This window comes from Paenibacillus sp. OT2-17 (genome assembly GCF_009827695.1).
In the GTDB taxonomy this organism is placed as follows: Bacteria; Bacillota; Bacilli; order Paenibacillales; family Paenibacillaceae; genus Paenibacillus; species Paenibacillus polymyxa_B.
The window spans coordinates 1-2,379 of record NZ_WUDQ01000556.1; the positions used below are offsets into that span (position 1 = coordinate 1).

Sequence of the window (2,379 nt, forward strand, 5' to 3'; positions counted from 1 at the left end):
AATGACATGGACGTGATTATATTCTTGCGTGAGCCGCGCATGGCACAACCGCATGAGCCGGACATTAGCGCCTTGTTACGTTTGTGTGACGTGCAGGGGATCCCTTTGGCAACTAACGTTGCAACTGCTGAAATACTGGTCAAAGCACTAGACCGTGGCGATTTTGCTTGGCGTGAGCTGGTACATAAATATAAACCGGGCATTGACCAGCAGGGTGATGTAAAATGACGCTGGACATCCTGATTTTCGGAGCCCATGCCGACGATGCAGAAATAGGAATGGGTGGCACGATTGCCAAGCATACAGCCGCTGGTTTAAAGGTGGGCGTGTGCGATTTGACGCGGGCTGAAATGTCATCCAATGGTGATGTGGATACTCGTATGTCAGAAGCTGAACATGCTTCGAAAGTGCTCGGGCTTGCTGTGCGTACGAATTTGGGTCTGCCTGATCGTGGATTAAATGTGACTCCTGAACATGTAGCTGCAGTTACAGCAGAAATACGGCGCCATGCACCGAAAGTCGTATTTGCTCCTTATTGGGAGGATCGGCATCCAGACCATGTCATGTGCAGTAAGTTAGTGGAGGAAGCGGTATTTAACGCCAAGTTGCGACGTTTTATGCCAGAAAATCCTGCTGTACAGGTAGAGCAATTATATTTTTATTTTATTAATGATATTGGCAGAACGGATTTGATTGTGGATATCACCGAGCATTATGAAGCCAAAGAACGGTCTTTGTTGAGTTATGCTTCGCAATTTCAGGCAGCACCTGGAAAGGATACGGTATCCACACCATTAAATCAGGGATATATGGAACGCGTAAAAGCTCGTGACTCGTTGTTGGGTCAGCGCAAACTGATTTCGTATGCAGAAGGCTTTGCGTCCAAAACGCCATATCTGGTTAAGCTATTCACATAAGGATTTTGCAAAAATCTAATAAGCGACTTCCAATGATAAGATATAGATCGAAATGGTTTAGTTTGTCTATATCTTGTACTTCGGAGCAATTGGAATCGAATTTTGCAAAATCCTGACATAAGAATTCTATACATGAGCATTTTGCAGAATGTTAAAATAAATCAGCAGAAAAGTTATCACTGATGGGCGGAAGGAGGCAGCTTAGCTTGAATGACAAACTGAAAATTGGAATTACCTGTTATCCGTCGCTGGGTGGCTCCGGCGTAGTGGCTACTGAGTTGGGTAAGTTGCTGGCAGAAAAAGGGCACGAGGTCCATTTTATTGCCAATAGCATTCCGTTCAGATTAGGCGGGGCGTTTCAAAAAAATATTTTTTATCATGAGGTTGAAGTTAACGATTATTACGTGTTTAGATATCCGCCATATGATTTGTCACTGGCGACCAAAATGGCCCAAGTCGCACAAATGAAGAATTTGGACGTACTCCATGTTCATTATGCGGTACCACATGCAGTATGCGCTTACTTGGCGAAGGAAATGGTGGGTGATCATCTGAAGGTGGTAACCACCTTGCATGGTACGGACATTACCGTGTTGGCACAGGATGAGTCGTTGAAGGACCTGATTCGGCTGGCTATTAACAAAAGTGACGCTGTGACAGCGGTTTCCAAGGATTTGATTCGGGAGACGATAGATGCGTTGGAAATTACACGGCCTATTGATTTAACCTACAATTTTGTAGATAAACGGGTATATTATCCACGAGATGCCGCTGCGCTTAGAAGTGATTTTGCCCAACCGCATGAAAAAATAATGATGCATATTTCCAATTTCCGTCCTGTCAAAAGGGTGGGAGATGTGTTGGATATATTTGAAAGAGTGCAACGTAAAGTACCTGCGAAGCTTCTGTTGGTGGGGGAAGGACCGGATCTTCCAAAAATCCGTTGCAAAATCGAGACTTTAGGTCTGCAAGATAAGGTCTTCTTTTTAGGTAAGCAGGATCAGATCGCAGAAGTGATTTCTATGGCAGATGTACTGCTGCTTCCCTCGGAAAAAGAAAGTTTTGGTCTGGTTGCGCTGGAAGCAATGGCCTGTGGAGTGCCGACTATCGGTTCTCAGGCAGGGGGAGTACCTGAACTCGTTGTGCATGGAACTACAGGGTATCTTGCTGAAATCGGTAATACGGAGGCAATGGCTGATTATGCAATAGAGCTGTTGTCCGATGAAGCGATGGCGGAACGTTTCCGTGAAGCGTGTCTGACACGCGCCCGTACCGTTTTCTGTGATAAGCTGATTACCCGTCAATATGAAGAAATATATTACCGTGTGTTGGGACGCGAGGTGCCGGATCTTAAACCGATCAGCGTTTAAGGGGGCGGACTCGCGTCCGTTTTTTATATTGAATACTTGCAAAGGGGGAAACCCTGTGAATACAAATACTTGGCAATATGCTGACCAAGAGA

General features: G+C 45.3%; 2 protein-coding genes and 1 pseudogene. All 3 read left to right on the forward strand.

Going from position 1 to position 2,379, the window contains the following annotated elements:
• A pseudogene (locus tag GRP75_RS24485) lies at positions 1 to 228 on the forward strand (methylglyoxal synthase); the annotation flags it as partial.
• Positions 225 to 917, forward strand: a complete 693-nt coding sequence (gene bshB1, locus GRP75_RS24490; RefSeq protein ID WP_160790619.1) for a bacillithiol biosynthesis deacetylase BshB1 — start codon at positions 225 to 227, stop codon at positions 915 to 917. The pseudogene GRP75_RS24485 and the gene bshB1, both read left to right, overlap by 4 nt.
• A 206-nt stretch (positions 918 to 1,123) precedes the next feature.
• On the forward strand, positions 1,124 to 2,287 hold the full coding sequence (gene bshA, locus GRP75_RS24495; protein ID WP_160790620.1) for an N-acetyl-alpha-D-glucosaminyl L-malate synthase BshA: 1,164 nt from the start codon (positions 1,124 to 1,126) through the stop codon (positions 2,285 to 2,287).
• The last annotated feature ends 92 nt before the right edge of the window (positions 2,288 to 2,379 follow it).